Consider the following 26,811-nt stretch of genomic DNA (forward strand, 5'->3'; position numbering starts at 1 on the left):
TCGGCGGGACTCGGCCCGCTCGCTCGCCCGCCCGCCCGGCCGGCCGCGTCGCGTCGCGTCAGCCGACGCGCAGATGGATCGTGGCGCCCCCGCCGACCGTCGCGCCGGCGGCCGGGTCCTGCTCGGCGACGGTGTCCGAGCCGTCCGGGCCGAAGAAGCCGCCGCCGGACACGGTGCTGGCGTAGCCCTTCGCGTCGAGCCGCGACTGGGCCTCGTCGACGGTGAGGCCGACGACGTTCGGCACGCGCGGCTGGACGAGCACGGTCTTCGTCCGCCGGATCGTCTGGGTGCGCACCTCGTCGTGGACGACCCCGCGCGCGAGGACCAGGACGACGACCCCCAGCAGGAACCCGGCGGCCCCGGCGATGGCGAGGGTCAGCCAGCCCGGGGTCCAGCGCGGGCCGAGGTTCACGGTCGAGCCGCCTCGGCCGGGACGGCCGGCGCCGGTGGCGGCGCGCCGCTCCAGCGGACGAGCTCGGGTGCCCCCTTCTCGGGGAACGGGATCTCGATCGCGTCGAAGTCGCGCGGGACCTCGGAGCGCGGGAAGATCGCCCGCGCCTCGTCGCGCAGCTCGCGGCCCGCGTAGCGGGTCGACAGGTGCGTGAGCGCGAGCAGGGCGACCTCGGCATCGCGGGCGAGCGCGGCGGCCTCGGCGGCGGTCGAGTGGCCCGTCTTCCTCGCGCGGTCGGCGTCCTCGCTGGTGAACGTCGCCTCGTGCACGAGCAGGTCGGCCTGGTGCGCGGCGATGGCGACCGTCTCGCACGGGCGCGTGTCGCCGGACAGGACGATCTTGCGGCCGGGCCGCTCGGGCCCGATCACCTGCTCGGGATCGACGCCGTTGACGACCTCGCCGCGCTGCAGGGCGCCGAACGCCGGCCCGGGCGGGACGCCGAGGCGCTCGGCGAGCGCGGCATCGAAGCGGCCCGGGCGCGGGTCCTCGACGAGCGCGTACCCGTAGGCGGTGCCGCGGTGGCGCACCGGGATCGCCGAGATCGTGTACCCGTCGCGGGCGATCGGCTCCATCGCCGCCGGCTCGACGATCGTCACCTCGTAGCCGGTGCCGCCCCAGATCGGCCGCAGCCCCTCGAGCAGGCGGCGGGTGCCGGGCGGGCCGTGGATCGTCAGCGGGCGGTCGCGGTCGCGCAGGTCGAACGACTTCAGCATCCCCGGCAGGCCGAGCCAGTGGTCGGTGTGCAGATGCGTCAGGAAGACGTCGGTGATGTCGGCGAGACCGACGGAGCGCAGCAACTGGCGCTGCGTGCCCTCACCGCAGTCGATCAGGATGCGGTCGGCGCCGCGGCGGATCAGCGACGCGGGCAGGCCGCGGCGGGCGCTGGGGACTGAGCCGGCGGTGCCGGCGAAGAAGATCGAGAGGTCCATCGATGCTGCTGAAGGTACTGACGGCGCGTCGTCGCGCGGCGGGGCGCGGCGGGCGGGCGAGCGGCTACGGCGGCGGGCACGGCGCGCCGGACACGGTGTTCGTCGCCCACAACGCGGTGTTCGACGCGTCGTAGAGGACGAGGTTGCCGTCGTTCTGGACGGCCAGGTACGCGCCGGGGCTGCCGCTCGTGTTGGTGGCGAACGCGACCGACGGCCCGTCGCTCCCCGGGTCGTAGAGGCTCGGCCCCGGGTAGTAGACGACGAGGTTGCCGTCGGTCTGCATGACGACGTAGCTGTTCGACGTTCCCTCGGGCACGCCGCCGCCGACCGTCGCTGCCGGATTCGGGTACAGCGCCTGCGAGCTGAACGTCCACTTGTCGATGCCCTGGCTCGTCGGGTACAGGAAGAGCGCGCCGGTGAACCCGAGCGTGTACTGGCCGTTCGGGGACACGATCTGCGTCCCGGCGAGATATCGGGTGTCGCCGGCGGCCAGGAGCGTCGCGCAGCCGTTGGCCGACGTGGTCGTGACGGGGGTCGTGCTCGTCGGGCTGCTCGCCGGGCCGGGCGTCGAACAGGTCGCGACCTGGGTGTTGCTCGCCCACACCGCGGTGCCGGTGGCGTTGTCGTACACGACGAGGTTGCCGTCGTTCTGCACCGCGAGGTACGGCGTTCCGGTCGTGGTCGTGTTCGAGGTGTACGTCACGGTGGTCGGCGCGGCGACGACGGCCAGGCTGCCGCCGGTCTGCATCGCGGCGAACGCGCCGGCCACCGGCGTGCCGGACGAGGTCCACAGCTGCGTCGCGCTGCCGGAGGCGCCGTTCTGCGAGAGCGCGAGCGTGCCGTCGGCCTGCATCGTCAGCGTGAACAGGCCGCTGGGCGAGGAGATCGACTGCCCGCTCGGCAGCGCGTCGCCGGCCGCCATGACCGTCGCGCACTCGTTGACGCCGAGCGTCGTGGCGGGCGCCTGGCTGGGCGCGGTGACGCCGATGGGAGTGGTCGGCAGGGTCGCCGCGCCGGCGGGGAAGTCCGCGGCCGGGAACGGGCACTGCGCGTTGTTGGTCCCGCAGTCGACGTCGCCGGTGTCGCTGGTGACCGTCGGGCTGGCCACCGGGCCGACGTGGCAGTTGCCCTGCAGCTGCTCGACCTGGTTGACGTTCGCGGCGTACTGGCAGGGGTCGAAGTTCGTCCAGACGAGGTCGATGAAGTTCTGGTTGTCGCTCGAGTTCGCGACGTTGCCCTGCACGCCGCCGCCGCCCATGTCGGGCTGCAGGTACAGGGTCGAGCCGTTGAACATGCTCTGCGACGGGTTGAGCTGCGTCCCCGCGATCGCGCTGCCGGCGGTTCCGCTGGTCGCCCCGGCGACCGGCGTGGTGGCCGGCGCGAAGCCCTCCTTGGACGCGCTGATCGAGGCCGCCGCGAGGCCGCCGCCCGGCTCGGCCGCGGCGAACCCGATGAGGTTCAGGTTGCCGTCGCAGGAGTTCGCGATCACCGCCTCGGCGATGTTCAGGCCGGCGCTCACCACCGCGCCGGGCGACGGGATCGGCAGGCTCGACTCGCCCATGACGATCATCGCGAGCCCGCCCACGCTCGGCGTGTACGTGTTCAGCGCGAACGCCTCGAAGTTGACGACCTCGTCGAGGATCCCCGTCAGGAACCCGCTGGCCGTCGCGATCTGGTTGTTGCTCGCGCTGGCGATCGAGTCGTCGGCGGCGATCGGCTGCGTCACCGCGGTGCCCGAGCTCGCGGGCTCGCCGTCGGCCCCGTTCGCGACGGTGCCGGGCCCGTAGGCCTGCGGATCGCCCTGGGCGTCGTAGTTGGCGAAGCCGGCCGGGTTCGAGTTGCCGACCCCGCCCTGGTAGAAGCACTGCAGCGCAGTGCCGCTGACGGCCAGCGGCATGCCGACGTCGTTGGCGGTCACGCCCAGCGTGCCCGGCCCGCCGCCGGCGTCCGCGTACGGCGAGGTGGGACCGTAGACGCCGTTGGCGGTCTGGTTCTGGACGGTCAGCGTGCCGCACGGGCTGTTGGCGCCGCAACCGTCGTTGCCCGCGGCCCGGGCCGTCGGGCCGGCGGCGCGCCTCGTCGTGCTGCTGCGCAGGCCGGCGGCGTTGGACGCGTTGCCCTCCCGCCAGTCGCGGTGGCCGTCGACGTGCAGGAAGTCGCGGTCCTGCTGGACGTCGGCCCAGAGGAGACGGCGGGCGTCGCGGCGGCGCTCGGCGTCCTTGGCGAAGGCGCCCCGCTTGCGCAGGAACGCGGCGTGGCGGGTCGGGATGCGCACGGTGTACGTCCGCTCGACGGTCCGGTGGCGCAACTGGTGGACGATGGCCTTGTGCCAGCGCGGCGCGGAGGGATCGGGGCCGGTGGTCAGCAGCCGGCGGGCGACGCGGAAGGTGACCATGACGCGGTCGCGGGCGACGCCGCGGCCGCCCTTCCAGTTCGCGGCGCGGTAGCGGATGCGCACGCGCGCGCGGAGCGCCTTGTGCTTCGCGTGGATGATGCGGACGTCCCGGACGACGGTCGGCAGCGGCATCGCCAGGCGGATGGCGTCGCCGTGGCCCAGCCGCAGGGCGTTGCGGCTGCCGGGGCCGAGGTCGGCGCTCGCGGTCGAGGCGGCGGCCAGGAGCGAGGTGACCGCCAGCGCGAGGGCGAGCGCGAGCGCGGCGACCGCGACCAGAGCGCCCGTCCGCGGTCGTGGACGGAGCCGACCGCTCGCACCGCTCGACATCCGTTCCCCCGGGTTCGCTGGACTCGCGAGACATTGGCGTCCCGCCCGTGTGCCGACCGTACCCGACCCGGTGGTCCGCGCGCGATGACTTTGGACTCGCCCGTTCGTTTGGTTAGATCGCCGCGAACATGTCCTCGAGCAAGTGCCCTGTTCTGGCCGGCGTCCTCACCTTCGTTCTTCTCGTGTGCACCGCGAGTGCGAGTGGGAGTGCGAGTGCGGCCGGGCCACGTCCCGAGCTGCTGCCGGGCACACAGCTGACCGGAGCGGGCGCGTTCATGGGGCCCGTACATCGCGTGGCGGTGGGGCCGGTGAAGCTCGGCTACCGCCAGTTCGGACACGGCCCGGACCTGCTGATGATCACCGGCGACACCGCGCCGATGAGCCTGTGGATGACGTATCTGCTGGAGCCGCTGTCGCGCAGCTTCCGCGTGACGATCTTCGACAACCGCGGCGTCGGCTACTCCACCGACGACCGGTCGCAGCGGCTGTCGGTCCCGCTGATGGCCCGCGACACCGTCCGCCTCATCCGCGCGCTCGGCCTGCGCCACGCGACGGTCGTCGGCTGGTCGATGGGCGGGGAGATCGGGTTGACGATGGCCGAGCGCTACCCGCGCGCGTTCGCCCGGCTCGTCACGACCGGAGGCGACGCCGGCAGCCGTCATACGATCCCGCCCCCGCCGGGCCTCATCGGCGCGCTCAGCGACCCGAACAACACCGAGGCGGCGCTCGCGCTGCTGTTCCCGCCCTCGGCCGAGGGACAGGCCGCGCAGCAGCGCTTCATCGCCGGCTACCTCGCGGTGCCGCAGGAGCCCGTGTCGAACATCACGCTCAAGCGGCAGGCCCGCGCCGAGAACGCCTTCCTCCGGTACCCGCGCGTCTGGAACGCTCTCGACCGGATCTCCATGCCGGTGCTCGTGACCAACGGCGAGCTCGACCAGGGCGTCCCCATGCGCAACGCCCAGAACCTCGCGCGACGAATCCCGCGCGCCCGCCTGTCGATCTACGCGGGCGCCGCCCACGGCATGATGTTCCAGGACGCCGAGCGCTTCGCGGCCCAGGTCGCGCGCTTCGCGGGCCGGTAGCACGGCGCGTCCTCGCGCGACCGGCGGCACCGCTAGGCTTCATCGCGCCCGCGCCCGTAGCTCAGTGGATAGAGCGCTTGCCTCCGGAGCAAGAGGTCACAGGTTCGAATCCTGTCGGGCGCGCTCAGAAAATACCTGCAAAGCAGGGATTTTCTCGTTTCCGGGGTGGCCTCTGATAGGAACCGTGTTCCCTAGCGTGTTCTCTAGCTGCCCCGCACCTCTCAGTCGTAGGAGCCTTCATGGCTGAATCTGGTCGTCGGATCACCGGCAATCTGCGCATTGAGGAGCGTCCTCGCGCCGGACGAGTTTGGGTGGCTACGTACGTGCGAGCAGACGGCACGAAGGGCCGGAAGTTCCTCGGGCCGGCTTGGGTCAAGGACAGCGGCAAGCGGACTCCGCGGGGTGCAGTCGTCTGGCGCGCCGCGAACGGATCGAAGCCGGATCCCGACTACCTCACGCCCCGCGAGGCTCAGGACGCGCTCGATCGCCTGCTCGGCGTCGAGAAGGCCAAGCCGCGCACGGGCGCGCGCTCGGGTGCGAAGACCCTCGGGGCGGCAGCGGACGCCTGGCTCCTGCACGGACAGACCGTCCGCGGCGTGTCCGCGAGCACGATGCACGGCTACACGGCGATCGTCGGGCGGTTGTACGCCGAGGAGTTCTCCCCCGACACGCCGCTGCGAAAGATCACCGAAGAGCAGGCGCGCCGCTACCAGGACCGGCTCCTGCTCGACGGCAAGCTCGGCCGCGAGAGCATCCGCCGGCGGCTTGTCGTGTTGCGGCGCATCCTCCAGCACGCGAAGAAGCTCGGCTGGATCGGCGAGAACTCGCTCGCCGAGCTGCAGGTCGTCTCTCAGCCTCCGCCGGACCCGGACTTCAACGTGCTCGAGCCCTCCCAGGTCGAGGCGGTCGCGCGCGCGATTGCTGCGGTTCCCGACGACGAGCTTCCTTTGATGCGTAACGGGCTTGTCGACGAGCGGGCCTTCGCCGCCACGACGGAGCGCCGCGCCATGTGGGCCGACGTCGTCCGCGTCGCCGCGTACACCGGCCTCCGCTTCGGCGAGCTCCGAGCGCTGCGCTGGCGCGACGTCAACTTCAGCGGCGAGTCGATCGTCGTCCGCCGCAACGCGCCCACCTCCGCTCCCGGCGGCACCGCGCCAAAGGCACCCAAGTCGGGCAAGGGCCGCTCCGTCCCGCTCATCCCCCAGGCCATCGCCGCGCTCGACCGCCTCAGCGAGGCCGGCTACCCCACCGGTCCCGACGACCTCGTCTTCCCCACCCGCGGCGAAGGCATGCTTGACGCCGGTCGCGTCCGCAACGCCTTCTACCGCGGCCTACGCGACGCCGGCCTCGGCCATCTCCGCGACAAGACCAACCCCATGACCTTCCATGACCTGCGCCACACGTTCGGCACGATCGCGGTGCGCGTCTTCCCTGTGAGCGACGTCCAGGCGATGCTCGGCCATGCGGACATCCAGACCACGATGCGCTATGTGCACAGCGTGCCCCGGACGGATGCGGCGAAGCGGCTGGCGATGGCGTTCAGCGAGGACCTGGGCACAGCGCCGCTGCAGCTCCCGACTTGACGCCGCTAGCGGTAATCGCGCAAAGCGACAGCGACTGGAATTGCCGCTGGGCATGGAAAGCGGCAGCGGACTGCGCCTCGGGCTCGGCCACGCCGGGACGCTGGGCTGACGGATCTTGCAGACCCCCGCCTTCCGGCGGCAACGAATGGGCGGGGCGGCGCGTCAGGATGGTCGCTTGGATACGTTGCCGCCGTGACGCTTACGGCCACATGGTTTCGCAATCGCGGCTCTATGGATGAGTTGGTATTTGCCAGTGACAGCCGCCTGAGCGGCGGGCAGCGTTGGGATGGCTGCCCCAAGATCTTGACGTTGCCGCGAAGCGACGCGCTGATGAGTTTCGCGGGTGAGACACAGGCCGCGTACCCGATGATGCTCCAGTTGGCGAACTCCATCGCCTTCTATCCGCCATCGCAGGAGCGCCGGCTCGACCTCGCGCATCTCGGTGGTCACTCGCTGCGGTTGTTCAACCAAATGCGCGGGCTGATTGACGGCCCCTTCGCAGTCGGCCAGACGGAGCCGGATCCTCCCCGAGCGGTCTTCCTTCTCGGTGGGTACTCATGGCGATACCGGGCGTTCTTCACATGGAAGCTTGAGTTCGCAGAGGGCGAGTTTCGATACAGACGCGTTGTCCGGGGCCGGCAATCCGAGCGTGGATGGCACTTCCACTTCGCCGGGGACACCGACGCCGTCGAGCTCGCTCGAAATCGCCTGTTTGAGCTCCTACGAGCGCCTGGCAGAGAACGCGTTCAAGCCGACGGTCTAGACATGGAGCCATTCGAGGTCCTGCGTGACGTGATCCGCGAAGCGCGATTCGATTCCGTCGGTGGTCCGCCGCAGGTGGCGAAGGTGTACCGACATCTCAATACGCAGTTCTTCGCTGTCGAATGGCAGAACGTTGCGACCATCGCTGGCCGGCCGGCCTTAAGTTATGAACAGGCGTTCATTCCGCGACTCGACGCCGATCGGCCAGACCTGCAGCCGCGGCCACCCGAGCGTCTCGAAGAGCCGTTGCCCGGCGAAACAGAACCAACGGCCGACGAAACCGTCGAGTGACGATGGTCTCGCCACGATCTCGTCGGAAGGTCGGTCGACTATCGCATCGGACGACGACCGGCAGCGAGGCACTTCGCGGTCAGAGGCCGAGCGTTGCCTCGACTGGGATCATCGCCGCTCGGCGGGCGTGGACGGTGTCGAAGATCTCGGTGCTGTCGATGCCCTGGAGATAGATCGAGGTGATCCCGAGGTTGGTGTGCCCGAGTTGGCGTTGGATGACGATCAGCGGCACGCCCTCGCGGCCCATCTCGACGGCGTGAGCGTGACGGAGCTGATGTGGCGAAGCGCTTGCGGACACCGGCGCGCGCGGCGGCGTGGCGCAGCTCGGTGCGTGCGGTGCCGGCTGACCATTCGCGTCCCCGCGTCGGCCCGGTGGTGATGCACAGCAGCGGCCCGACCGGTAGGTCCACGCGCGCGGTGAGCCATGGCTGGAGTTGTTCCCAGGCCCAGTCGTCCATGCCCACTTCGCGCCGACGCCCACCTTCCGGCGGCGCACAAGCAGCGAGCCGCGCCGCTGATCGAGCCGATTCACTCAATGCGAGCGCCTCGTGGATGCGTAGGCCGGCGCGCCACAGCACGACGATGAGTGCGCGCAGCCGTGCTCCGTAGATGCCGGTGCCGGCCTGTCGCATGACCGCGACGATCTCGGCCACGCTCGGCGGGTCGGCCGGGTGGCGCTGGCCCTTGTTGCGCGGCGAGCGGGGGCGGCCGGCGGGATCAGACAAACATCGGACATGACGCTTCCTTGGGGTGGAAGCGTCGAGCCTCGCGTAGCCCGCTCGCGCGGTATCTGCGTGCGCCGTTGCCCGGCATGGAGAGGGGCGGCGCGGCGATGGCCGGGGAGCCGCCGCGCCGTTCGAGACAATGGGTTCAGAGATGAACCTCGATCAGGCGCTCACTCAGTACGACCGCACCGACGCGAACCTTCGCGCGCTGGAGGAGGTCGTCACGCGCTTGGAGGAGATGATCCCCGAGGGCATCGTCTTCTCTGCGGGCTCGCCGGAAGGTCGGGAGCATGACGAGCTCCGGCGGCGCTTTGCGGAGCTCATCGAGGCGCTTCCGGCGCTTAACGGCTTCCGTATCCAGGCCGAGCCCCTCGCGCTTGACGATGTGGCGCAGTGGCGCATGGACGCCTTCGAGGCGAGCATCCCGGAGTCGCTCGTAGACCTCGCTCAGCAGATCGCCGCGCCGCGCGCCGAGGTCGCTGACTACCGCCATCGCTTCGAGCGTCTACGGCGTGACCTGAGCCGGCGGCGGATCACGGAGCTAATCGACGAGATTGCCGCGACGCTTGCGCGAATCAAAGCTCGCAACCCGCAGGAGCAAGGGAGCGTCAGCGGCGACGATGAATGGCCTGTGCTGCGCGAAGCGGCCAAACAATTGCGCCGCCTGGTTGGGGACACCGCCTCCGCAGGTGACTGGTCGGCGCTATTCCGCCACCTGTCCTTCGGCGAGGCGGTAGATCTACGTGACATTGTCGCGCGTGACTGGCCGTCGGTCCGCGCCGCCGTGGAGGCCAGCATGTACGCCGAGGGGGAGCCGCTGCCCGTCGAGGTTGAGGACCTGGGGTCGCTCGTCGCGCAGCAGCCCTCCGGGCCGGTCAGCACGGCGTTGGCGTGGGACGCACTTGACTCCGAGGGCTTCGAGCGGCTCATCTTCAACCTTCTCCGGGACGCGCCGAGCTACCACAACGCCCAGTGGTTGACGGCCACCAACGCGCCCGACCGCGGTCGTGACCTCTCGGTTGAACGCGACGTGCCGGACTCGCTGGGCACCGGGCGTCGCCAAAGGGTCATGGTGCAGTGCAAGCATTGGCGGTCACGCTCGATTCGGCCCACGGATGCTGCGGAAGCGGTCACCCAGGCGCAGACTTGGAGTCCGCCCTTCGACGCCGTGATCATCGCCACCAGCGGCCGCTTCACCGCCGACGCCGTCACCTGGGTGGAGGGCCACAATGCGCGAAATCGGCTACAAGTCGACATGTGGCCGGAGAGCCACTTGGAGATGCTGTTGGCAGAGCGTCCGTGGCTTGTGGAGCAGATGGGTCTACGGGCCACTTTAGGATGACCACGACCGGCCGAAGAAGCTCACCGCAGCGCGCGCCGCACCGCCGCCTCGCCGGCGAGCCCACCTTGTTTTCGCAGGCTCGATCGGACAACGCGTCCGCGACTCCGACGCTGTCGCAGTCGGCGTAGATCGGCACCTCCGGCTGCTAGCCGCGGACAGAGCAGCCGACCCCTGGGTAGGACATCCACGGGCCAAATGCTGGAGGCGCGTCGATGCTCATGAGCTCCGCGGTCGGCGACGGCCGAAGGAAGAGCTGCCTCGGGAGCGAAGAGCGCTGGCATGCCCGCTGTCCGCGCATACACGACCGCTGTCGTCAGCGAGGACGGCGCCCTTCAGGCCGAGATCCTGTCGGTCCCTCGCTTCTTTCAGCGAGACCAATCAGTCGACCCCTTCGCTGCGCTGGCGTCCGATCTCCACGTCGAGCGCGCTGCCCCAGTCTCGGAACAGTCTCTGGCGAGCCTGCTGGAGCAAATCGCGTACGAGACGTCCGCAGCCCGGCGCGCAGGGCCGAACGCGGTTTCCGAACTCGTGCAGGCGATCACGTCTGAGCCCGTCGTCGTCGTCGAACAATCGCCCGCGCTCGGCAAGAGCCTCATGGCGCTCGCCAGTCAGGGCGGCCCCGGCTACATCCTCGTAGCGGAGGGCAAGCCGTTCCTTGCCCTTGCGGTCGAGGCCAGCCTCGTGGTCGTGTGGTTCATTGCCGGCCCCATCCAGGGCGCGCGTGAAGGCCTGCGCGAGGCAACGCACGACGCAACAAGAACCGTGGCCACCGAGATGATCGAGAGAGCACTTAGGGAACGGTTCTCCCGTCGCCGTCGGCGCGATGCGTAGCACCTATCGAACTGTCGACCCGTCCTCTCCGCCGCTACCGCTTTGGACGGAGGGTGTCGCGGAAACTCGCGAGTCTGTCCGGTGCGGCGGCGGTGAGGGTGGCGGTCGGCGCGACTTCGGTGAGTGCCAATCGGCCCGGACGGCCGATGATGTCGCTGATCGGCGTGCGCGGCGGTTCAGGCGGCCGCGAGGTGGTGTTGGTGGAGCTTGAGGAGGTTGTGGGTGGCCGTCAGCAGCCGCCATTCGGATCTGACGGCGGACCGGCCGCGGCGGGAGAACTGGCGGGCGCCGCGGTTGCTTTTGATCTGTCCGAAGACGGGTTCGACGATGCCTTGGCGTCTGAGGTAGAGCTGTTTGCCGAAGTCGGTCGCCAGGACGCGGCGGGTGAAGTCATAGAGACCGCCGCGCCGTCCGGGGCGGGGCTCTTTGCGACGATCGGCGTCCGGGGCGACGAGGACCTGCATGCCCTGGGCGACGATGGCGTCGATCGCGTCGTTCTTCCAATAGCCGGCGTCGGCCAACACCACCCCGGGCGTCTCGCTGACCCCGGCGCCAGCCAGCTCGTGCAGCGTGGTCTCGACCATCGGCTGCAGGCTGGCGGTGTCGAGTGACTCGATGCTGATCTCGGCCGCGAGCACGATCTGGCCTTCGCCGACGACGCCTTGGGCGTTGTAACCCTGCACCCACCCGCGCGTCGTCTTGAGATTGCGCGAGTCGGGGTCGGTGACGTTGATCTTGCCCGCCGGCTCGGCAGGGAGCGGATAAGGCTTGATGTTGTGGCGCGCCCCGGTCATCCGCCGCGAGCCGTCGCTGGCGATGCCGGCCGCATGCCACGCCGCGTGCTCTGAGACGACGTGACGCTCGAGCTCCCAGTCCTGGCGCAGCCGGCGCCGGCACTCGACCAGCCGCTCGGCGCGGTCGCGGGGGATCTTCTTGGCCTGCGCTGCGCGCTCGGCCTCCAGCGCCTGCTTGGCCTCGCGCAACACCTTGCGCCGGTCGCCGCTGGTGCGCAAGCCCTCCGGCAACTCGTCACCGCGCGCCTCGCCGAACAGTTCGTCTTCGGCCGCGTCGATGCGCGCCGCCTCCTCGAGGATCTCGCGGGCGATCTGCTCGTAGGTGCGCGTCGCGTGATGCGTGGCCGCCGCCGCGATCTTCGTGCCATCGACGGCAACGACGCCGACCTTGACCAGGTCGCTGCGCGCGCACAGCGCCAACACCTCACCGAACAAACCGGCGATTGCCGCCTCGTGCCGGACACGGAACCTGGCGATGGTCGCGTGATCGGGTACCCGATTGGCCGTGATCACGCGAAACGCAACGTCATCGTGGCAGCGCTGCTCGATCGCCCGCGCCGACCGAACCCCGATCGCGTAGGCGTAGACGAACAACGCCACCATCATCGCCGGGTCATGCGCCGCCCGGCCCCACCCGTCGTCGCGATAGCCCGCGTAGAACGCCGCCAGGTCCATCTCTGCCACCGCGTCGAGAACGAACCACGCAAGGTGCTCCTCCGGCAACCACTCACGCAGGCTCGGCGGTAGCAACAACTCCTGCTCGCGATCGCACGACAAGAAGTTCTGCGCCATGCCCGAAATCGTCCCGACGCCACCGGACATCACCCCGGTTTGTGCGACACCCTCGACGAGAAGCGGCACTCGCCCCGGCACTGTCTTTCTCGCGCAGAGCGGCAGCGCACGCTGCGTAGCGCTTCGCGTCGGTCCGACTAGGCGCTACAAAGCACTCGGAACGCTGCGCTCGCCGTCTCGCGCAGGTAGAGCTCGGTCGACGCCAGCAACTGCGCCACGGCTGGGGAGGCGCTTGCCTTCGACAGACCTGGCTGCGCGACCACGACCGAGATCTCGGGGCGCAGGACGGGTGCGGCCTCTTCAAGCCGATAGAGCGTCTCCCCGCTGCCGAGCAGGATTCCCGAACGCCCGTGCTTTTTGTTGCGATTGCGCTCGCGACGAAGGAGGTGTCGGAACAGCAGCGCGCTGTGGTGACGCCACTTTGCTGACTTCTGAGCCTGACCGCATAGCTCGTAGAGGTCGGCAACACGTGCTCCTGGCTCATCCTGAGAGCTGAACTTGCAGTGGACAAGCGTGATCGTGAGGCTCTCGTCGTCTCGCCGTATTAGGACAAGATCCGCAATCTCTCCGGTCCCATCATCGTCGATGACGAGCTCCCATTCGGCTTCTGACATCAGTTCCATCGCCGTGCGATGTTGGACTGACGTCGGGTCGCGTTCGGGACCTTGCGATTCCTTGCGAATATCGACACCGTCCCAATCGATTGCGCCGAGTCGCGTGAGATCAAATGGAGCGATCTCGCGATCAGGCTGCAAGAGAATCCCTGGCGAGACAACAACAGCATCCTGCTCGAATAGCAGCAGAGGATCAGTACGACGCAGGTAGTCACTTAGGGGCCGCGCCCCCGCACGCCGAGAGAAGACCTGAAGCTCGGCCTCGCGCGCCCGGTACGTGATCGCCCCCTCGGTGATGTCGAGTTCGTACAGCGCGCTTACGTCGTCGGCAGCCGCGGTGAACACGATCGGCCCGGTCGTCGAGTGGTCGACGATGCGAAGCTCGAGATCGACAAGCGGAGCGTCCGAATCCCCTGTCTGAACGCGAGTCTCCTCACTCGTGCTCAGGAGGGGCTCCCACAACTCGATCGCCAGCGGGACGAGTTCCGGTCGCGTGTCAAGCGTCTTCGGGCGAATGAAGCCGCGCATGACCTCATCGATGGAGATTCCATCGTCTGCCATCTTCGGTCCGACGTGATCGCACCAGTCGACCCAGTGCTTCAACGTCGGCGCGGCCCGATAGCTCCACACTCGCCCCTTCAAAGACGCGCCCAGACTCACGCGGACGCCCTCCTCGAACCCGAACGCGAAGATGTTGGTCTTCGCCTTCGTTTGCGCTTCAGCTTCGGTGAACCCCGCGATCACGTCAGCGCCGACGTGCATCGAGAATCGTCGACTTCGGCTGCGGACGTCTAGGACGCCGACGTTCGTTGGAACTAGCCGGTTCACCCGCGCCATCACGCGGTAGGCCGCCTCACCCTTGATCAGCTCCGCGGTGCCCGCGCTGATCGCCCGAGCGAGATCGTCGTGCGTTGATCCCTTGTCGGAGGAGTTGACGTAGAGCAGTTGCCGCTGACGGTCCCAGTAGAGGACGAAGAGGTCGTAGGTGATCTCAACCATGTCGTCCAGGTCCGCCCACTGCACGGGTTCGCGGCGCTCGACAACAAACCAAGTGACGTGGTCTTCCTCATTGATGGCGATCGGGTCCGTCACGAGGTTCTCGACACCGACGAGGTCCGGGAGGGCCTCGGGTGACCAACCGGCACACCGAGTGCGATAGACCACGGCGCTCATCTTCGGCTCCAGCGTCCGGATGGGAACCTCGTCCGGGAGAGTCCCGAAGGCTTCCTCGAACTCGTCGAGATCCCGCTCGCTACCTACGGCCGTCTCGGACAGATCGCGGATGACGGCGTTCCAATCTGCGTCTTCGGAATACAGCTTTCGGAGCGCCGGGTCGTAGCCACTGTCGGGACGGGCGACGAAGACAGAAGCCTCCCCGATGTCTGCATCCGCCGTTCGCGCGAAGCGGCCGACGAACTGCAATGTGATTCCGAGACTCCTGTGGGCATCGTGTACTGCCGCCACCTTGAGCGACGGGAGGTCAAAGCCCTCTCCCAACATGTTCACGCACACGACTATCCGGCTTGCGCGCGACCGCATCGCATCGAGCCCGTCGCGCCGCGCCTTGCCCGAGAGAGTGCTGTGCAGAGCGACGGGTCCGAGGTCCGGCGCGATCTCGTCATAGAGGTCGCGGATCTCGCGGGCTCGGCCGATCCGCGTCACTCGAGCCATCAAGAGATGGTCCAGGCCAGCCGCCAAGTCGCGCCGCAATCGCGCCACTGCGCGTTCGGCGATCGCTCGGTCCGGTTCTCCGAAGTCGATCACGGACGTGTAGTCGATAGCCGAGAAGTAGCCATCGCTTTGAGCCTCTCGGAGCGGGAACTCGTAGACGATCCGGCCCCCAAGCCGTCGACCGTCCTCGCGGTACGGCGTGGCCGTGAACTGGACCACTCGGCGGCTGGAGAACATGTCGCGGATCTGGCGCCACGTCGGTGCGGCGACATGGTGAGCCTCGTCGACGAAGAGAGTGGTACAGCGCTCGACGAGCTGCTTCGCCGCCTCAGCCGAGGCCGCCGCAAGCGCCGGCGGCGTCGTGACGATCACGTTGCACGCCTCGGCCCACTCCGCCGCGTTGGACGTCGACGTAAAGCCGTGGGCGAGACGGCCCACGACCGGGCGCTGGGCGCTCTCGCTGATGATCCCTGCCTGCTGGAGCACCCCGAACTGTTCGAACTTCGCGGCGATCTGGTCGCGCAGCGCATCGGACGGAACCACCACCAACAAGCGCTCGATCTGTGCCGCCACAAGGAGGGCGAGCATCGTCTCGGTCTTGCCCGTGCCGGTCGGCATGACGACGGTGGCCGGCTCGACGGAGCCCGTGGTCCAATGGCCAAGGACTGAATGCACTGCGCCCGCCTGCGGTCGACGTAGCCCGATGCGACCGGCCGTCCGATCTTCCATCGCGTAGTCGAACGCGTCAGCCCAGGAGCCACGAACTGTCGCCGGCGGGTCCGCGGCGAGGTCTCCGATCCACCGACGATGCTCGTCGTGAGCGAGCAGCAGGTTGAGATCTGCTTGCGCAGCCTTCGAGATCCGGAGCGCACGCTCGCCGAGCCCAAGCCCCGCGGCAGAACGGCGCAGCCGGAACTCCGTGCCGTCGTCGATAGCCGCGCGCAGGCCGCTGCGAGCGTCGCCCACGATTCGCGCCGTTCTCGTGTCTAGGAGGAGTTGGCGGGCCGCGTTCCGATCGACCGTGAGCTCTGACGACCAGCACTTCGGCAGTTCGAATGTTCGCTCGTTCGCCTCTGTCTGCTCAGACTCATCGGACATGATGTTCGGAGAATCGCGTTCGTAGCGGACGCATTCGTCGCACACATTCAGCGCGGCACGACAGGCGGCGGCTGGATGTCGCGCACCTGCAACTCACGCCGGTCCATTCACACTGCACCGACAACGCCGGGTGGCCTTGCACGGAAATGTGTCAGCGTCGGCGCCAGCGTCCATCGACAACCGAACTGCCTCAGGATGATGGAGCGCGCCGCGCCCTGCGGCGCGCACAACCCCGAGCGACAAAGGCGGTACAGAATCGAGCGCCCGAGCAAGCAAGCGGTCGCTCGTGCGTGCGACTACCGCTTTCGCGTGTTTGCAGCAGCACAGGCTTGACTTGAACTCGCTACCCCGACGCCGCAGAATATGACTTGTCATCGTGCCCCGAGTCTGGTGCTCTGGTGGTACTCCAGCGCCTCTGGCTGCTCGTCGTACTGGATGATCTCGCCAGCGACCTCGAGCAGATGCTCCTTGACCTCCGCCGGCGTTGCGTAGAAGAACTCGCGCCGCTGATTGACCCGGTTCACGCGACGATCGGCGAGCCGCTCGTGCAGCGCCGTCTCGATGCCTACCGCGTCCTTGGAGAAGAACAGCGCGTGCACGTCGAATCGGAATGGCACAGAAGCATCTCCGAGCTCTCGGACCCGGTCGAGAGGGTCCAAGCGCCGTGTTAGGCCGATCTTCACCATGCGGTCTCCGAACGCACCGACATTCGAAATGACGTAGACGTAGCCCGCGCGGATGTTGGCCGCTCGGTAGTCGACGTCCTCGATGGCGCGCTCAACGTCCGCCAGATCGGCGCGGAGACGCTCGGCAGCCTCGTGGTCGCCGTTGGCGAGCAGCGCCTCGAGTGCGCTGAGGTAGTGCTGTCTCTCCTTCTCAAGCCGCGCCCGCTCGCGCTCCATCTCCTGCTGAACGCGACGCTCCTCCCTCAGGCGCTCCTTCTCCTCACGCTCGCGTTCCTTCTCCTCGGCGAGCTTTTCGAGGTAGTCGGCAGTGATCTCGAGTTCTCGGATTCGCACGCCGTGGTACTGGTCGGTGATTCGGATCCCCATCGTGCTGCCCAGCCGCACGATCGTCGTCGCGACTTTCGTGAGGCGGTCGATCGAGGACGCCAGCTTGTAGGGCTTCAGGTCTCGGACGAGGTTGTCGGCTTCGGCGTTGTAGGCCCGCAGCATGAGCTTCGAGAAGTCGCGAACCATGACCCGGCCTTGGGGCGCGGAGCCGTTGACTGTCCAGCTGGTGGACCCGACCACCGCTCCGCCGTCCTTGCGGTTCATCGCCTTGATGAGGTCGCGTAGTCGTTTGAGCTCGGATGCGTACGCCACCGAGTCGCTCAGCGGGTGGCGGTACTCGTAGACGCCCACCTCCTGCAAGATCGCGGCTTCCTCCGTGACGACGACCTGTTGGCGCAGCTCTCGAAGTTGCGCGGTCAGCCTGGCGTGCTCCTCGAATTGCGCCGCCGCATCCCTCCGCATGCGCTCCTGAGCCTCGGTGGCCTGGCGTTCCAAGCTGGCTGCAGCGGCGACACGTTCTTGGTCCAAACGCGTCCGCTGCGCGGCGATCTCTTCTTCGAGCTCGTGTTTGCGGCGCTCGAGATCGGCCACCTCGAGCGCCCCGAGGCGATCCAGTTGCGCTCGTAGTCCGTCAACTTCGCTGTGAAGTTCTCTCGCCCGCGCCCGAGCACCGAACAGCGGAATTCGTCGATCGCTGGTCTTTGCAGCATCTGCATCCGCTGTCACTGCCGTGTCCGCGACTCGCGCGGGCACTGCCATCGGCGCCTCAGGCCTCTCAAGCGATGACATAGCGAATCCTTTCGTTGACCCAGGCGACCGACCTCGCTCGGGTCCCACCGAGCAAGACCTCTCGAACGCTACGACCCGGCCGCTTGATTCGCAACTCGGAGCCGCTATCGGTTCGGCGCGACCCGTCGCGTCTCGTGTTCGATTAGGTGCGAGCGGAACCGGTCGTGCAGCGGACCAAGCGGCAACGATGACTGGCCATCGTGTCATGAGCGCGTCAAGATCCGCGACTGAATGGACACGGATCGTCAGGGCATCCGCCCGTCCGCCGACACCACAGCAGGGATGCAGCCGACAAGCGCTTACGTTCTTGCGCGCGCGGTGGCGCGCTACCACGCCGGCTGTCTGCGCGTCATCGGTTCCCAGAACGTCGCGTTGCGCGACGTACGCACGACAAGAAAGGCGGCACTGTGCGTTGACGTGGGGGCGCTAACTGAGTCGGCAGCCCTGCTGTCCACAGGTCTGATTGAGATTGCCGCGCCGAGTCGCCCGCGCAGCGATGCCGAGCCGGAGATCAACGCGGCGTACGAGCGCCGTCGTGGCATTTGGGAGCGCTTGCAGGATCTAGCCGCCAAGGCGGCGGTGGAGGCCCACGCCAAGGAGGTGGTCTACGGCGGACCGCTCATGCACGGCTTCCTGCCGAAGGCTCGAACTGGGCGGCTTGAGCCCATCCTGGCTCCGCTCTTCATGGTCGGTGTAACCCTGCGAGTCACGAATCAGGGAGCCATCGAGGTACGGGCCGTCGACGAGCCACCGCGCTTCAACACCGTGTTGTGGCGCGACGCGGTGTCGTCCGAGGGGCTCGCCCGGATTGTCGACCAGGGCATCGAAGCGCAGGTCGATCTTGCCGGCGGCTGGGATCCGCACCGCGTCGAGACCCTCCTGAGGGCAATCGGTGCTGTCATGCCGGGGGTCGACGGCGGAATTCCGACCGAATTCCTAGGACGCTGGCCCGAGGTCCCCGACACAAAGGACCGCCCGGATGAGGCCTACGTCGAATTGCTGGATGGCGCCTCGTTGTTCCTAGCCAACCGCGCGTCGCCGTATCTCCTCGCCGACCTCGAACGCATCGCTGAGGATCCATCCAGCTACGTGGTGTCGGGTCGGCCTCTCTCCGTCCTCTTGAATCCGCCGTCGACCGAGCCGCGGCCTGGTCTGCGGGCGCCGAGCATCGACCAGGTCGTGTACCCCTTCCCGTCCAATGCGGCACAGCGTCAGGTCGCCGACGCACTGGACAAGAACGAGATCGTCGTCGTCCAGGGACCGCCTGGTAACGGCAAGAGCCTGACGATCGCAAATCTCGTCGCCCACCTCGTTTCCCAGGGGCAACGAGTACTCGTTTCTAGCCATAAGACGCAAGCGTTGACCGTCGTCCGAGACAAGCTGAACGACACCGACCAGCGGTTTCTCTTCGCTTCCCTGATCGGCGATGGGGCTGCTGCCAAGCGCGAACTGCAGAAGCAGATCGCCGACGTGCGGGCGTTCGCCGCTCAGGCCAACAGGACGACCCTTGCTCGCCAGCTGACCGAGATCGATGCCCGTCGCGCTGCCAATGGCGAGGCCTACACCGAGTTGCGCATGGACTTCATCGAGCGCGCCCAGCCCGAGCAGACCGACGCTGCCGCGTACTACGAACGATTTCGCGGCGTCGCGGTCCTACCCGCGGCCGACCCTGCCTTGCCGCCAGCCGAGCGGGCACCCGCGATCGCCGCGCTACGCCGGCTTTACGAGCTCGGCCGTGAACACGCCGGTGTGTGGGCGCGGCTCCGGACCAGCTCGGTCAGCGAGCTTGTCGACCTATCGGCCCAGAAGCGTGTCCTGGGCGAGTTCCTCGACCATCAGCGGGCGCGCGTGGCCGCTGCCAGCGATCCGGCTGTGCAGCGCGTCATCGCCGGGTGGCAGGCCCTTATTGACGCGGACCCCCGGTCCATCGACCGCGCCGACTCCGCGCTCACCACGATTCGCGAGGCGCTGCGTGGAGTCGTCGATGGTCCGCAGGAGCGCGACGCCGGATTGCGCCTGGCCGACGCCCCACAGCTGCTGGCCGACGTCGAGGAGGGCCTGCGCGGCCTAGAGAGCGCCTTCGCCGAGGCGCGTTCGCGCGCGCAGCACCGGGACCGCGTCGCCGCCGCTCCGGAGCTGCGCCAACAGATCCTGCAGCAGCACCAGCTGCTGACGCAATTCATGCGAAGGGGCAAAGCCCGCAAGTGGCTTGAAGCCACAGCACCTGGCGCGGCCGGGCTGCCAACAACTCAGGTCGCTGAGTGGGTCTCCTTCTGGGACTGGTGGAGCACGGTCCGCACCCAGTGCGACGGGCTCGCAGGCGGCCTGGCGACTGATATCCCGGAGCGGTTCGATCCCGACGCCGTCCAGGCGGTCCTGGCCCGGGGCGCACGGGCGTTGGCCCGAGGCAAGGCGATCATCGCTGCCCGGGAAGCCGCTGGGACGAGCGCCTTGCCACTGCCCCTCGACGCCGCCCTCGCCGCCAGCGATCGCGCGTCGCTCGACGCCGCCCTCCAGGCAGCGGATACGGCGCTCCGCGCCGCACGTGCCGACCGGTACGGCAACGCCCTCAAGGGCAGCAAAGAGCTGATCTTTCTCGGCGGCGAAGACGACCGCCTTGACGACCTCCTCGATCGCGGCGACTGGGCGCAGGCAGACGCTTCCATCGCGGCTCTCGACGCTCTGTGCAACGCCTTGCCCGCCCTTCAGGAACGCCGCACGTTGCTGGACGGCCCGCTCAGCCATCTTTCGCACAGCGCCGAGACGGTCGAGGCACACGCCGAACAAGAGGCCGACCCCCCAGCGTTCATGGCCGACCTCGATCGGGCCATCGCAATCCACGCCGAATATCTGCGCTTCCTCGAGATCGCCGGGTCTGAGACCACTGACGCGATCGCCGAACAGCTGACGGCTGTAGCCGACCAGGTCATGGAGGACGCAGCCCGTCTGCTCGGGCTCCGTATCCAGCAGCGCATCCTCGACGGCTTCCAGCGTCCGTCGTTCTTGTCAAGTCTGGAGAAGTTCCGGCGGGCCATCGGCGCGTCTCCGAAGCGCTTCGAGCGCTTCGAGGAGCTCAAGACGAGCGCGGACTTCGACATCGACGTCCTGACCCGCGTGTTCCCCTGTTGGATCATGCGCCCCGAGGACGCGTGTCGTGTCTTCCCGTTGCGGCCTGACATCTTCGACGTGCTGATCGTCGACGAGGCTTCCCAGTGCAACCCCGATCAGGTGCTCCCATTGTTCGCCCGGGCGCGCAAGGTCGTGATCGTCGGTGACGCCAAGCAGCTCAGCAACGAGGATCTGCGCCGCACCCTCTCGGGCGACGCCAATCGCGCGCTCATCCATCAAGCCGGACTCGACGAGCTGGACCCGTACGGCCTCTTCGACCAGACGCGCAACAGCCTCCTAGAGCTCGTTTCCCAACGCCAGCAAGCGGACGTCGTCCTCAACGAGCACTTCCGCTGTCGGCCCGAGCTGATCGCCTTCAGCAACGACCGGTTCTATGGCGGCACGCTGACGGTCATCCGCGACCGCCGCGACGACCGTGGACTGCGGCCATCGCTTCTCGTCCGCGAGGTCAAGCTCGATCAGCCCTTCTCGACCGCCCGCGGCGCCAAGGTCAACTTCGCCGAAGCCAAGGCGCTCGTCGACGACCTCGAACGCCGCCTTGCAGACCCACGCTACGACGGCATGACCTTCGGGATCCTGTCCCTGTTTCGCGAGCAGGTCGAGCACATCCAGGCTCTGATCGAACGGCGTGTGCCGCCCCAGGACCGTGAACGGCGCCGGCTGATCTGCTCGACGGTTGACGGGTTCCAGGGCGACGAGCGCGACGTGATCCTCTACTCGTGGCGCTACACCGCCGCGGATCACGGCTCGGTATTTGCCTTTACCAACGGAGGCGCCGGCGAGCAGCGAATCAACGTCGCGCTGACTCGTGCCCGCCACCAAGCCATCCACTTCATCTCCACGCCGGTCGACAAGTTCCCGCCCAGCGCCGCGAATGTGACGGGATACCTGAGGCACGCCGTGGAGCCGAAGAGGCTTCTCGAAGCCGTCGAGGCTCGCGCACACCGAGAACCGGGAGGCCGCGCCCGCCGGGCTGTCAAAGAGACGTGTACCGCCCGCGGCCTGAACGTGATCGAGGATTACGTCGCCTGCGGCGTCAGCATCGACCTGCTCGTCAGCAGTGACGACGAAATCCGCAGGGCCGCGGTCTTTGTCGACGCCGAACGGGACCAGCACCCGCCAGTGCACGTGCCTGAGCGGATCGACCAGCACGAGCTGCTGCAGCGCGCCGGCTGGCAAGTCGTCCGATTGCCCGCCACGACCATCCTCGATCGGCCGGATCTGATCGACCGGGCCATCGACGCCGCCCTCCACGATGCACAGCCGAGGGTCGTAGGCGAGCACCTAGAGGAGCCGATCAGGCAAGTGCTCGTTGATGGCGCCCCGGAACCGGAGGTCGCACTGCTCGACCTCGAGATCGAGCCGGAAGATCGAGCCGACTATCACTGGGACATCCCATCGGTGTCGGCCCGGCTGGCGTCCGGCGAAGCAGTCTTCATGTCCGGATTTGAGGAGGAGCTCTATGGCTCCCTCGTCATCCACGACGATCTGAAGGTCGTCCCCCAATGGCCTTCTCGCGGCAAGTCCATCGATCTCGTCGTAACCGACCGCGACGGCCGACGCCTGGCGGTCGAGGCCGACGGTGGACAGCATCACGAGACGGTCGACGGACAGCTCATCCCCGAGGATCTCGACCGTCAGGCCCTCCTCGAAGAAGCCGGCTGGAGCTTCCATCGGGTCGCTCACCGCGACTACCTAAGAGACCCCAAGGGCGAGGTTCAGGCCGTCCTCGACGCCCTCGCCGCCCAACCGCCCAACCCTGACCTTGCCGAACAAGTCTGGTCGCCCGTTCTGTCGGTCGACGATCTCACAAACACCGCCGCCATCATTGGCCCGGGATCGCTGCCCACTGCACCCGATGTCTCGTCCTCCGACGAGCCACCCCGCACGACACTCGCCACGATTGCTGACTCCGCGCCGAGCATGCGGGACCACGACGTGGTGGTTGAGGATCGCTCGGTCCATGCGGCGGAACTCAAGCCGAGCGAGCACGTGAATCCCGTTACGGAAGCCCGCGACCGGAACCACCAAGCGGAGCCATCCACTGCCAGCCACACGACGGCTGATGTGACCGTCGAGCGAGCCCGGGATGCGTCACCGGACTCGATCAGCGCGGCGCCACCTGGGCGCCTGTTTGGCCTCAAGCAGCAGGACCACCCCGAAGACGCCGCTCCCGCGCTGCATTTCGAGAATGTTCCGCTGGCCGAGGTCGCGATGCGCATAGCCCAGCTCGTCCACGAGCGCGGCCCCATCAACGAAGACGACCTGCCCGAAGCGCTCCGTCAGGCCGGCGTACTCGACGTGCCAGCTGCCCACGAAAGGACCGTCCGTCGTTTCGCGTGGGTGGCCAAGGGCAAGCGCTGGATCGATCTCGTCGACGACCGCTGGATAGCCGACGCTGGCCAGCCCGGGCGCGACAACCGCTATGGGGACTGGACTTACGCCGGGATCGTCGACCGCGCGCGGGAGAGCTCGCCACGATCGACGATCCATTCGAGCAACTGCTAGGCGAGGTCTACGACGGCGCCCGCGTGCCGCGGCTGCCGATGAGCTTGGTGGGTAGCGCCATCAACCGCGCGAAGCGGCTCTAGCGTCGTCCGGTCTCGCCGCTCGGCCGGTCACCGGCCGCCCCTGCCTCATTTGCAGAAGGCGAATCGAGGTGCCCCGGCCGTGTGAAAACACGCCGATGCGGCACACGTCACCCGGCGCCCCGCGGGCCGTATGCCCTCGATGCGCAGCGCGCGTTGGATGTCGGCATTCGGCCGTCTCAAACGATGCACGCCGTCGCCCACCGCCACCCGTCTCGAACGCCCACACCAGTCCTACCGCACTCGCCCGACTCGCCCGCCACGCCAGCCCACCCGCCGCTTCATCGCAGCCTGTCCAACGCCATCGCACGCCGAACGCGCGCCGCCACCCTCACTCCCGCGCACCAGCTCGCCCAACATCCGCCCCGCACCGATCAAACATCCGCAACAGCACCGATCACGCAGTTGCATCCGAGCTGCGACATCCGTCCAGATGACGGCGGGAGCGCCATGTCAGCTGCCGTCCAGCCGGCGTGGAACGGCTACCGGCAGCGGCCCTGTGCTGAGCATCGGCAAGCTCACCGATGCGGGCAGCGCGGGCTACTACGAGCACGCGGTGGCGTCGGGGCGCGAGGACTACTACTCGGGCCGCGGCGAGGCAGCGGGCGAGTGGGTCGGCGACGGCGCGACCGCGCTGGGTCTGGCCGGCGAAGTGTCGGCCGGGGCGCTCGAGCGGCTGCTCGCCGACGGCGCGCATCCCGTGTCCGGAGAGCCGTTGCGAGCAACAGCCGGGTCGGTGGTCGGGTTCGACCTGACGTTCTCCGCGCCGAAGTCGGTCTCCGTGCTCTATGCCGCTGGCACTTCCGAGACCAGGCAGGCGATCGTGGCCGGCCATGAAGCGGCGGTGGGTCAGGCACTCGGGTATCTCGAGCGCGAGGCGGTCCAAGTCCGGCGCGGGCGCAACGGCGTCGTCAAGGAGCACGCCGGCGGACTGATCGCGGCCGCCTACCGGCACCGCACCAGCCGGGCGGGTGACCCGCAGCTGCACACGCACGTCGTGGCGGCGAACTTCGCTCGCGGCAGCGACGGTCGCCACACCGCGCTCCACGGCGCCGCGCTCTACACGCATGCCAAGACGGCCGGCTACCTGTACCAGGCCGCCTTGCGCGACGAGCTGTCCCGCGAGCTCGGGGTCGAATGGACGTCGGTGGCGAAGGGTTTCGCCGAGATCAAAGGCATCCCGGACGGCGTGCTGGTCGAGTTCAGTCAGCGGCGGGCGGAGATCCTCGAGCGGATGGCGGCGCTCGGCGCGACATCAGCAAGCGCCGCCCGCGTGGCCGCCTTGGACACGCGCCGCGCCAAGGAGTACGGCGTCGGCGAGGACATCTACGCGGGCTGGGAGGCTCGCGCCGCCGAACATGGCCTCGACCGCATCGCGACCGGCGAGGTGCTGGACCGGCATGCCGAGCGGCCGGTCGACATCGAGCACGCGGCGGCGTTCATGGCGGGCGAAACCGGTCTGACTGCACAGGCGTCGACGTTCAGCCGCCGCGAGGTGCTGCAGGCGTGGTGCGAGCACTACCCGCAGGGCGCGCCGATCATCGAGATCGAGCAGCTCTGTGACCGCTGGCTGGCCTCCGACCTCGTCCTCCAGGTCGACGGCGCACCGGCCGGCACGACGCCGCTCGGGCGGCGGGTCGCCGCGGCCGAGCCGCGCTATACGACGGTCGGGATGCTCGCGGCCGAGGACGAGCTCCTCGAGCGCGCCGACGCTGGCCGTGCATCCGGCCGCGGCGTGGCAGGCGATGAGGCTGTCGCCACGGCGCTTGATCGGCGACCGACGATCCGCACAGAGCAGGCGGCCATGGTCCGCCAGCTCTGCAGCTCGGGCGATCTCATCGACGCGGTCAGCGGCCGGGCCGGGACCGGCAAGACGTTCGCGCTCGACGCGGCCGCTGACGCGTGGCGGCAGTGCGGCGTCCCCGTCGCCGGCGTCGCGCTGTCCGGTAAGGCGGCCGACATCCTGCGCGACGAGACCGCGATCCACACCTCGACGATCGCGCAGCTGTTCTCCGCCCACGATCGCTACGGCGACCGCGTCCTCCAGAAGGGTCAGGTGCTGATCGTCGACGAGGCCGGGATGGTCGGCACCCGCGACCTCACCCGACTCGCCGACATGGTCGACCGCGCCCGCGGGAAGCTCGTGCTCATCGGCGACACCGAACAACTCGCAGAGATCGACGCCGGCGGCGCTTTCCGCGCCCTCGTCAATCGCCAGGGCGGTGTCGAGCTCACCGAGGTCACCCGCCAGCAGGATCCGCAGGCGCTCGCCCAGCTTGAAGCGATCCGCGCCGGCCGCGCTCACGATGCCCTCATGGCCATGCGCGACGCCGGCAACCTCGTGCTCTCCCCCACGGCCGAACACACCCGCGCCACGATCGTCGCCGACTGGCATGCCAGCCATCAGCGCGTCGCCGCCGATGGGCCGGCGTTCATGGTCGCCAAGCGCAACGCCGACGTGCGCGACCTCAACCACCGCGCCCGCGACACGCTCATCGACCACCGCCAGCTCGGCGATGACGCCGTGATCCTCGCTGGCCGCGAGCTGCGCGTAGGCGAACGCGTCATCGCCGGCACCAACGACCGCCGCATCGGCGTGCGCAACGGCACCACCGGCACCCTCGGGCGCATCGACCACGACACCGAGACCTTGCACGTCCGCACCGACCGCAACGCGCACTTGGAGATCCCGTTCGACTACGCCGCCGGGCGCACCCGCGAAGGCCGCCCGCATCTCGACTACGCCTACGCCGTCACCGTCCACCGCGCCCAAGGCGACACCTGGGGCGCCGCGCACTACCTCGGCGGCGAAGACACCTACCGCCAAGAGGCCTACACCGCGCTGTCCCGCGCCCGTCATACCCACCGCTTCTACGCCACCACCCCCGAGATCGACCCGAGCAATCCGGAAGTCCAGGACCTGGCCCAGCTCGACCCGCTCGCCCGCGCACTTGGACGCGACAACGCCAAGACCCTCGCCCTCGACGCCCTCGACCAGTCCACCCCGCAGCAACTCCGCGCCGGCGAGCTCGATCGCCACGCCGTGACCGCCGCGTCACTCGAGAAGCTCGACCGCTCCCTCGCGAGCACCGCTGACCCCGACCGACGAGCACAGCTTCATCGCGTCCGCACCGCGCTCATCGCGCGCGCCGGCGATCCGGCCGAGTGGGCAGTCGCCCACCAGCCCGAACTCGCGCAGGAGGCCGGACAGCGACTTCAGCGTGCTCACCGCCAGCGCCTCGCAACCCACCGCTCCATCGTCGATCCGCCCGCCTACATCACCGCGGCCATCGGACGCCCGCCCCCAGACCCTGCCGGTCGCGCCACCTGGAACCGCGCGGCGCTACTCATCGAGGGCCACCGCCGCGACCATGCACCCGAGCTCACCGCGGACACGGCCGGACTCGGACCGCGCCCCAGCGCCGCCACCTACCGCCCCTGGCAGCAAGCCACCATGGAGCTGAACCGCCTCACCCAGAACCTCGACCGCCGAGTTCCTGTCCGCGACCGCGCACCCGACATCAGCATCGACCGCTGACCAGACCGACCGATCAGCACACCCGACGTCCGCGCCCCACCGAGACCGTCGCGGATGGACACCGAGA

The 26,811-nt window shown here is 68.7% G+C and carries 14 protein-coding genes and 1 tRNA gene; 8 read left to right on the forward strand and 7 right to left on the reverse strand.

Features of this window, described 5'->3' with window-relative positions:
• Window positions 1-58 precede the first annotated feature (58 nt).
• The 3 genes from DSM104329_RS15870 to DSM104329_RS15880 form a co-directional block, all read right to left on the reverse strand.
• Window positions 59-412: a PASTA domain-containing protein gene (locus DSM104329_RS15870; RefSeq protein ID WP_259310821.1), complete on the reverse strand. Its 354-nt coding sequence runs from the start codon at window positions 410-412 to the stop codon at window positions 59-61.
• Entirely contained in the window at window positions 409-1,380 is a 972-nt protein-coding gene (gene rnz / locus DSM104329_RS15875; protein WP_259310822.1) for a ribonuclease Z, read from the reverse strand. The genes DSM104329_RS15870 and rnz overlap by 4 nt, the downstream gene beginning before the upstream one ends.
• A gap of 64 nt (window positions 1,381-1,444) precedes the next feature.
• Entirely contained in the window at window positions 1,445-4,102 is a 2,658-nt protein-coding gene (locus DSM104329_RS15880) for a hypothetical protein (RefSeq protein WP_259310823.1), read from the reverse strand.
• A 275-nt stretch (window positions 4,103-4,377) separates the two neighbouring features.
• Between DSM104329_RS15880 and DSM104329_RS15885 the strand changes: the two genes are divergently transcribed.
• The 4 genes from DSM104329_RS15885 (at window position 4,378) to DSM104329_RS15900 (ending at window position 7,820) form a co-directional block, all read left to right on the forward strand.
• A complete protein-coding gene (locus tag DSM104329_RS15885; RefSeq protein WP_259310824.1) occupies window positions 4,378-5,184 on the forward strand; it encodes an alpha/beta fold hydrolase in 807 nt (268 codons plus the stop codon).
• A gap of 50 nt (window positions 5,185-5,234) precedes the next feature.
• Window positions 5,235-5,307 (forward strand) — tRNA-Arg (locus DSM104329_RS15890).
• A gap of 188 nt (window positions 5,308-5,495) precedes the next feature.
• Window positions 5,496-6,767, forward strand: a complete 1,272-nt coding sequence (locus DSM104329_RS15895) for a tyrosine-type recombinase/integrase (RefSeq protein ID WP_259310825.1) — start codon at window positions 5,496-5,498, stop codon at window positions 6,765-6,767.
• Window positions 6,768-6,959: 192 nt separating this feature from the next.
• The gene (locus DSM104329_RS15900; protein ID WP_259310826.1) at window positions 6,960-7,820 is read left to right on the forward strand and encodes a hypothetical protein; all 861 of its coding nucleotides are present in this window, start codon (window positions 6,960-6,962) and stop codon (window positions 7,818-7,820) included.
• Window positions 7,821-7,899: 79 nt separating this feature from the next.
• Here DSM104329_RS15900 and DSM104329_RS28955 read toward each other — a convergent pair whose 3' ends face one another.
• Window positions 7,900-8,352: a site-specific integrase gene (locus DSM104329_RS28955; protein WP_326924440.1), complete on the reverse strand. Its 453-nt coding sequence runs from the start codon at window positions 8,350-8,352 to the stop codon at window positions 7,900-7,902.
• 344 nt (window positions 8,353-8,696) lie between these two features.
• Between DSM104329_RS28955 and DSM104329_RS15910 the strand changes: the two genes are divergently transcribed.
• Window positions 8,697-9,887 carry a restriction endonuclease gene (locus DSM104329_RS15910; protein WP_259310828.1) on the forward strand — a complete coding sequence of 397 codons (1,191 nt, stop codon included), beginning with the start codon at window positions 8,697-8,699 and terminating at the stop codon, window positions 9,885-9,887.
• 279 nt (window positions 9,888-10,166) lie between these two features.
• A complete protein-coding gene (locus DSM104329_RS15915) occupies window positions 10,167-10,718 on the forward strand; it encodes a hypothetical protein (protein WP_259310829.1) in 552 nt (183 codons plus the stop codon).
• 176 nt (window positions 10,719-10,894) lie between these two features.
• Here the strand turns inward: DSM104329_RS15915 and DSM104329_RS15920 are convergent, their stop codons facing one another.
• The 3 genes from DSM104329_RS15920 to DSM104329_RS15930 all read right to left on the reverse strand — a co-directional run bounded on the left by DSM104329_RS15920 (window position 10,895) and on the right by DSM104329_RS15930 (window position 17,459).
• A complete protein-coding gene (locus tag DSM104329_RS15920; protein ID WP_259310830.1) occupies window positions 10,895-12,373 on the reverse strand; it encodes a transposase in 1,479 nt (492 codons plus the stop codon).
• A 68-nt stretch (window positions 12,374-12,441) separates the two neighbouring features.
• Window positions 12,442-15,732 carry a DEAD/DEAH box helicase gene (locus tag DSM104329_RS15925; protein WP_259310831.1) on the reverse strand — a complete coding sequence of 1,097 codons (3,291 nt, stop codon included), beginning with the start codon at window positions 15,730-15,732 and terminating at the stop codon, window positions 12,442-12,444.
• A gap of 326 nt (window positions 15,733-16,058) precedes the next feature.
• Entirely contained in the window at window positions 16,059-17,459 is a 1,401-nt protein-coding gene (locus DSM104329_RS15930; RefSeq protein WP_259310832.1) for a DUF4041 domain-containing protein, read from the reverse strand.
• Window positions 17,460-17,720: 261 nt separating this feature from the next.
• Between DSM104329_RS15930 and DSM104329_RS15935 the strand changes: the two genes are divergently transcribed.
• Entirely contained in the window at window positions 17,721-23,126 is a 5,406-nt protein-coding gene (locus DSM104329_RS15935; RefSeq protein ID WP_259310833.1) for an AAA domain-containing protein, read from the forward strand.
• A 579-nt stretch (window positions 23,127-23,705) separates the two neighbouring features.
• The gene (gene mobF / locus DSM104329_RS28895) at window positions 23,706-26,744 is read left to right on the forward strand and encodes a MobF family relaxase (RefSeq protein WP_268738857.1); all 3,039 of its coding nucleotides are present in this window, start codon (window positions 23,706-23,708) and stop codon (window positions 26,742-26,744) included.
• The last annotated feature ends 67 nt before the right edge of the window (window positions 26,745-26,811 follow it).

It is taken from the genome of Capillimicrobium parvum (assembly GCF_021172045.1).
GTDB classification, from domain to species: domain Bacteria; phylum Actinomycetota; class Thermoleophilia; order Solirubrobacterales; family Solirubrobacteraceae; genus Capillimicrobium; species Capillimicrobium parvum.